Source organism: Micropruina sp. (genome assembly GCF_047606665.1).
In the GTDB taxonomy this organism is placed as follows: Bacteria; Actinomycetota; Actinomycetes; order Propionibacteriales; family Propionibacteriaceae; genus Micropruina.
In genome coordinates, this window is the sequence record NZ_JASGEF010000039.1 from 1 (window position 1) to 5,778 (window position 5,778).

General features: G+C 67.4%; 9 protein-coding genes. 6 read left to right on the top strand and 3 right to left on the bottom strand.

Features of this window, described 5'->3' with window-relative positions; all coding sequences use genetic code 11:
• The first annotated feature begins 473 nt into the window (after positions 1 to 473).
• From QM619_RS09110 to QM619_RS09130, 5 genes are all read left to right on the top strand, one after another.
• Positions 474 to 758, top strand: coding sequence for a type II toxin-antitoxin system Phd/YefM family antitoxin (locus QM619_RS09110; protein WP_415107123.1), 285 nt, complete (start codon positions 474 to 476; stop codon positions 756 to 758).
• The gene (locus QM619_RS09115) at positions 755 to 1,159 is read left to right on the top strand and encodes a type II toxin-antitoxin system VapC family toxin (RefSeq protein ID WP_415107126.1); all 405 of its coding nucleotides are present in this window, start codon (positions 755 to 757) and stop codon (positions 1,157 to 1,159) included. Before QM619_RS09110 ends, QM619_RS09115 begins: the two co-directional genes overlap by 4 nt.
• A gap of 278 nt (positions 1,160 to 1,437) precedes the next feature.
• Positions 1,438 to 1,662 carry an antitoxin gene (locus QM619_RS09120; RefSeq protein ID WP_415107129.1) on the top strand — a complete coding sequence of 75 codons (225 nt, stop codon included), beginning with the start codon at positions 1,438 to 1,440 and terminating at the stop codon, positions 1,660 to 1,662.
• Positions 1,653 to 2,072 (top strand): PIN domain nuclease, encoded by a 420-nt coding sequence (locus QM619_RS09125; RefSeq protein ID WP_415107132.1) that lies wholly within the window; start codon positions 1,653 to 1,655, stop codon positions 2,070 to 2,072. The genes QM619_RS09120 and QM619_RS09125 overlap by 10 nt, the downstream gene beginning before the upstream one ends.
• Positions 2,073 to 2,213: 141 nt before the next feature.
• A complete protein-coding gene (locus tag QM619_RS09130) occupies positions 2,214 to 2,708 on the top strand; it encodes an HIT family protein (protein WP_415107135.1) in 495 nt (164 codons plus the stop codon).
• Positions 2,709 to 2,787: 79 nt separating this feature from the next.
• On the opposite strand, the gene QM619_RS09135 is transcribed toward QM619_RS09130, so the two are convergent.
• The 3 genes from QM619_RS09135 to QM619_RS09145 form a co-directional block, all read right to left on the bottom strand.
• The gene (locus QM619_RS09135; protein WP_415107147.1) at positions 2,788 to 3,081 is read right to left on the bottom strand and encodes a C1 family peptidase; all 294 of its coding nucleotides are present in this window, start codon (positions 3,079 to 3,081) and stop codon (positions 2,788 to 2,790) included.
• Positions 3,082 to 3,346: 265 nt separating this feature from the next.
• Positions 3,347 to 3,691 (bottom strand): VOC family protein, encoded by a 345-nt coding sequence (locus tag QM619_RS09140; RefSeq protein ID WP_415107138.1) that lies wholly within the window; start codon positions 3,689 to 3,691, stop codon positions 3,347 to 3,349.
• Positions 3,692 to 4,074: 383 nt separating this feature from the next.
• On the bottom strand, positions 4,075 to 5,352 hold the full coding sequence (locus QM619_RS09145; protein WP_415107141.1) for a M18 family aminopeptidase: 1,278 nt from the start codon (positions 5,350 to 5,352) through the stop codon (positions 4,075 to 4,077).
• A 216-nt stretch (positions 5,353 to 5,568) separates the two neighbouring features.
• On the opposite strand from QM619_RS09145, the gene QM619_RS09150 reads away from it, so the two are divergent.
• Positions 5,569 to 5,778 (top strand): hypothetical protein (locus QM619_RS09150; protein WP_415107144.1); only part of this gene is annotated, 210 nt, incomplete at its 3' end.

The following is a 5,778-nucleotide window of genomic DNA, read 5'->3' on the forward strand; positions in this document are numbered from 1 at the left end:
GCTACTTCGGGGTGCCCGCGCAGTTCTGGCTCAACCTGCAGACGCGCTACGAGTTGGAGCTCGCGGAGGATCGCGTGGCCGATCAGATTGCGGCGATCACACCGCTGCAGGTCGCATGACGAGGCTGGCTAAAAGCACATCGCGCCGAATCTGGTCATCCGGGGCCTCAGCGACGCGGGGTAGAACGGATCGATGCCGAGGCGTCCGCGTTGGGTCTGTCCCGCAACGAGTTCCTATGCAGGAAGCTCGAAGTTGCGACGGCTGCGAGCGCCGAGGCGGGGCTGACTGCTGACGACTGGGCCCGCTCTGCGGCGACTTTCGGCTACCTGGCGGATCCGGACGTGATCGATGCCGCCGGGCGGTGACGCATCGGCGGATCGAAAGATCGGTGTGCGTACGGCTGCAGGCAGGGCACACCGCGGATTGTCTGTCGGAACTCAATCTATCGTCGCACCCGCGCTACGATGAGGGTCATGAGCATCGGCGAGTCACCGCTGGAGAGCTTGTCGCAGCGGGAGTTGCGCAACGAGTCGGGTCGCGTGCTTCGTGCGGTGAGCGAGGGTCAGTCCTTCGTGCTGACCAACAGCGGGGTACCAGTCGGCCGGATCGTGCCGCTGGACGCGCCCGCGCCGCGGCTGACGATCGCCCGCCCGGCACGTCGTGAGGGCGGCTGGGCAGCGCTCGGGATCGAGCGCAGGACCGTCGAGCGCAGCCTCACAGACATCCTTGACGACTTGCGAGAGGATTGCGGCAGGTGACGGCCGCTCCGATCGTCTACGTCGACACGTCCGCTCTCGGTGCACTGCTGCTGGAACAGCCAGAGAGCCAAGCGCTGGTTGATTGGCTCGATCGAACGCCCGCTGCATTGGTTTCCAGCGATCTACTGGAGACCGAGTTGCGGCGACTCGCGATTCGTGAGGGCCTTGACCAGGCTGACGTCACCCGCATCCTCGAGGGCGTTTCTCTCGCCGCTCTCGATCGGGCCGTCTACCGAAGTGCCGGCTTCTTGCCGATGCCATACCTGCGCACCCTGGATGCGCTGCACTTGGAGGCGGCGGTGCGGCTCGACGCCTCGGCGGTGCTGACCTACGACCGCAGACTCGATGAAGCAGCGCGTTCCCTCGGGTTCGAGGTCATCGCACCCGCAGACACGGTCTGAATCGCCTGGGTGGGCGGTCACGGACGTTCGCGCTAGGCGCCCCTACCACGTCATTGCGGCGACATCGGGACGCTGCGCGGGACAGCGGAAATTTGACCGGTGCCCTTCTCTACTACGAAAGCTCCGACCGGGCGACATGCTATGGCAACGATGCCTGGACGGAAAGCTGGGCGTCCAGGCCGGAGGATAAGACGATCGCTGATTGACTGAGCGCACCGCGCCGAACCACCTCCGCCTTCAGTGATATCGCGATATCATCGAACACGGAGGTGGTTCTCATGACGAATGTGCTGATCCGGGGCCTCAGCGACGCGGCGGTGGAACGGATCGATGCCGAGGCGTTCGCGCTGGGTCTATCCCGCAACGAGTTCCTGCGCCGGAAGCTCGAAGTTGCTACGGCTGCGAGCGCCGAGGCGAGGTTGACCGCTGACGACTGGGCCCGCTCCTCCACGACCTTCAGCGACCTGGCGGATCCGGACGTGATGGATGCCGCGTGGCAGTGACGAGTTGGCTGATCGACAAGTCGGCGTACGCGCGGATGCAGACAGGGCATGCTGCGGATATGGAAGGGTGGAACGCGCGCATCGAGCGAGGTCTGGTACGCCTGTCGACGGTGACCAGGCTTGAGCTCGGCTTCTCCGCCCGAACGGGTGAGGCTGGGAGAGCAGCGTTCGGCCTCCCACCGCTATCACTCATGCCGATCGAGCATCTGACACCCGCAATGGAGGATCGCGCCTTCGAGGTGCAGATGCTGCTCGCTGACAGTGGACGCCACCGCGCGCCATCCATCCCCGATCTCCTGATCGCGGCAACCGCTGAGAAGGCTGGGCTGACGGTCCTTGCGGTGGACAAGGACTTCGATCTCATCGCCGAGGTCACGGGACAGCTCGTCGAGACGCTGGCATTGAAGTGATCGTCCTGTCTCGAGCGAGGACTCTCCAACCTGCCATCGATAGCGGAACGCCCACGAGGGGCGGCACCGTCACGCTGTGCGGTCGGTGCTCGACTCCTCCGAAGACATGTGGTGCCGAGCCTGATGTCTACCATCGGTGACATGAGCGACTCGCCGGTCGATCGAATCGCGGCGGCACGCAACGGAACGAATCCCACCGTGCTCGCCGAACTGGATGCGGCATTCGCGGTCATCGGCGATGTCCAATGGCTTCCTGGATATTCGCTGGCTCTGGCCAAGTCCCGCACCATCGACCGGCTGAGTGACCTGCTGCGCAGCGAGCGGATCCGCTATCTCGCCGATGTCGATCTCCTGGCCACTGCGGTGGAGAACGTGTGCGCACGTCGCGACCCAGATTTCCGGCGGGTGAATGTGGAGATCCTCGGCAACACCGACCCATTCCTGCACGCGCACATCTGGCCTCGCTACGAATGGGAGCCGGCCGAGCTGGTCACGAAACCGGTCTGGCTGTATTCACCCGACCATTGGCGGGACGAACGGTACGCGCTGAGCGCGGCACATGACGGACTGCACGCCGACCTCGCGTCCGAGATCCACAGGCTGAGCGCCTCCGCCGAGTTCCGCCTCGACACCTGAGCCCGTGCGCGGACGCATGTCGGAGCCCACAACAACCACCGCGGCACGGCGGCGTCAGCTGGCACGAAGCACCAACTCCCTAAAAGGGGGACTGCCTCTCGACATCGGAACATGAAGGAACTCCGCCCCGGCTCAGCCCCGGCTCCTCTGGTCTGGGAGTAGCGCACTGAGGATCCTGTTCGCGTTCGATCCTGAGCGTCGAGCAATCATGCTTGTCGCGGGGGACAAGGCCGGGGACGACCACAGCACCGAAGGCGACGCAGGAACCGCAGCCCGCCTGGTCTTTGACAGCGGTCACATGGTTGCCTCCACCGACTTTGCGCCAGTCGTACTTGGCCGGCGCTCCGGCTGCCGCAGTGGACGCTCCGGCCATTTGCGCGGAAGCGGTCTGCTCACGAGCCTGCAGCGTCGCCAGACCTCCCGGCGGCACGGCACGGCACGGCACCGCGCCCGCGCCCGCGCCCGCGCCCGCGCCCGCGCCCGCATCAACTAAAACCCGGAGTGTGCGGTCTGTCCCGGACTCCAACCGATCTCCGCGGTCGACGCCGCAGTTGTCAGCGATGCAAGGTCAAGAACCATCGGACTCTCCTTTCGATGACCAGCAAAGCCTCGTTGCTCAGGCCCCAATCAAAGCGCGCTCAGGCGTGCGAACCCACATTGATCACCCGGCCCGACGAATCCCGGTAGAAGAACCGCAGGACGCCCCACGGCTCCGCAGTCAGTGGATGGACGATCTCCACTCCGGCAGTGATCGCCGCCTGATGGGCCGCCCCGACGTCGTCCACGAAGACCGAGACATCCGGGTTCACCGGCACCGAGGCGTCCGTGGTCATCAGGCTCAGCTGGTGTCCATCGGCGTCGGCCAGCGTCACGATCCAGCCGTGGTCCATCACCACATCGAGCCCCAACACCTCCACATGCTCCTGGACGGCGGCCGGCAGATCGGCGACGGTCAGGTCCGCGACGATCCGCTGGATCTTCATCCCGTCAGTCGACCAGGCCGCGGGTCTACCGGTCAACCACATCCGGCCCAGGGAAGCACCGATTGGCCGCGCGCGAAGGGCGTCGGGACGCAGGGTCTACTGGCAATCAGTCTGAAATCGACCCCAGAGTTGGCACACGACACGCCGTCGTAAGCCTCACGAAAGTGCGCGACCCTGGCGTCTCTGGGGTCGATTTCAGACAACTGCCCGACGACCAGGGTCGCTCAGACCCCGTGGTTGGCCAGCAGCCGGCGGTCCGGGTCGACCGACTTCGAGAAGGCGTCGGTGCGCAGCCGGCGCGAGTTGATCGCCCGCGTCTGCTTCGACCAGTACGTGCCGCGGCCGAGCGCCGGGTCGGCCCCCGCGGCTGGTTCACGCCCTGATCAGGCGCCGGCGTAGAAGGCACCGATGCCCTGGGCCAGCCATCCGGGGTCGCGGACGCCGCACAGTTCGCGCGCCGAATGCATGCTGAGCAGCGGGATGCCGACGTCCACCGTCCGGATGCCCAGCCGGGTCGCCGACAGCGGCCCGATCGTCGACCCGCAGGGCACCGAGTTGTTCGACACGAAGTCCTGAGTAGGGACGCCGGCCGCCGCACACGCCCGCCGCCAGATCGCCTCGCCGACCGCGTCGGTGGCGTAGCGCTGGTTGGCGTTGAATTTGATCAGCGGACCGGCGTTGGGCAGCGGCCGGTGATCGGGGTCGTGCAACTGCGGATAGTTCGGGTGGACGGCGTGGCCGGCGTCCGCGGAGACCAGCACCGAGCGGGCCCGTGCGGCCGCAGATTCCTGAACGTTCCAACCGAGGGCGTCGGCGAGCCGTCCGAGCACGGTCTCCAGCAGCGGACCGCTGGCGCCGGTGGCGCTGGCCGAGCCGACCTCCTCGTGATCGAAACAGACCAGCACGGCGATCGCGTCGGCGTCGGCAAGGCCGGCCAGCGCGGTCAGCCCGGCGTGCACGCTGGCCAGGTTGTCCAGCCGCGGCGAGGCGAACAGTTCGCCGTCCAGGCCGATCCGGGCGGGCGGCTCGGTGACGAAGGCACACAGGTCGTGACCCAGCACGTCAGCCGGTTCCAGGCCGGCCACGATTGCCACCTCGGCCAGCAGATCGGCACCAGGACGTCCGGCCGCGAACACCGGATGCAGGTGCTGCTGGCGGTCGAGCACCAGCTTCTCGTTGACGCTGCGGTCGAGATGCGGCGCCACCTGCGGAATCCGCAGCAGCGGACCGGTCGAGACCAAGGTGCTGCCGGTGGCGGTGACCAGGCGTCCGGCCAGGCCGAACTCGCGATCCAGCCAGGAGTTGAGCAGCGGACCGCCGTAGACCTCCATGCCGGCCTGCTGCCAGCCCAGGAACGACGAGGTGGGACGCGGTTTGAGCACGAAACCAGGCGAATCGGTGTGCGCGCCGACGATCCGGAACGCGGGCGCGCCGAGATTCTCCGGAATCCACCACGCCAGCACCGAGCCGTCGCGAACCAGCACGTACCCGCCCGGACGCGGATCGAGCGGCGCGGTTTCGTCCATCTCGACGAAGCCGGACGCCACCAGCAGGTCCGCGGTGTGACGCGCGGCATGGAGGGAGGACGGGCTGGCCGAGACGAATGCCGCCAAGCTCTCGATGTGTGCCGGCATCGCCGCTCCCGGCTGGTACGAATCCATCTGGCAGCTTCCTTACGACAATGGGTGGTTGGCTGTCGGCAGCCTAGCCCGCACCACTCTCATCCCGGCGCTCCCCGTCATCCCGGCGCTCCCCGTCATCCCGGCGTACGCCGGGATCTCAACCCCACCGCTCACCGCACCTGCCAGGACTCGATTGGACGCCCGCGCCCGCGTCGGTCACCAGTTTTGTCAGAGGGGCCCGGCAAGATCGACGACATGGAGATGGTTGTGCTGGCCTTGATCGCCACGACGCTGGGTGCGCTGCTCGGCGGGCTGGTCACCCGCGCGGTGTCGCTCGCCCGGCAGAGCGCCGATCAGGCCGACCAGCAGGCGGCCGCGGCGACGGCGCGCAGCGAGATCGCCGAGGCCCGGCGCGAGGCGTCCGAGGCACGCGCCGAGGCCGCCGACGCGCGCGCCGAGGCGTCC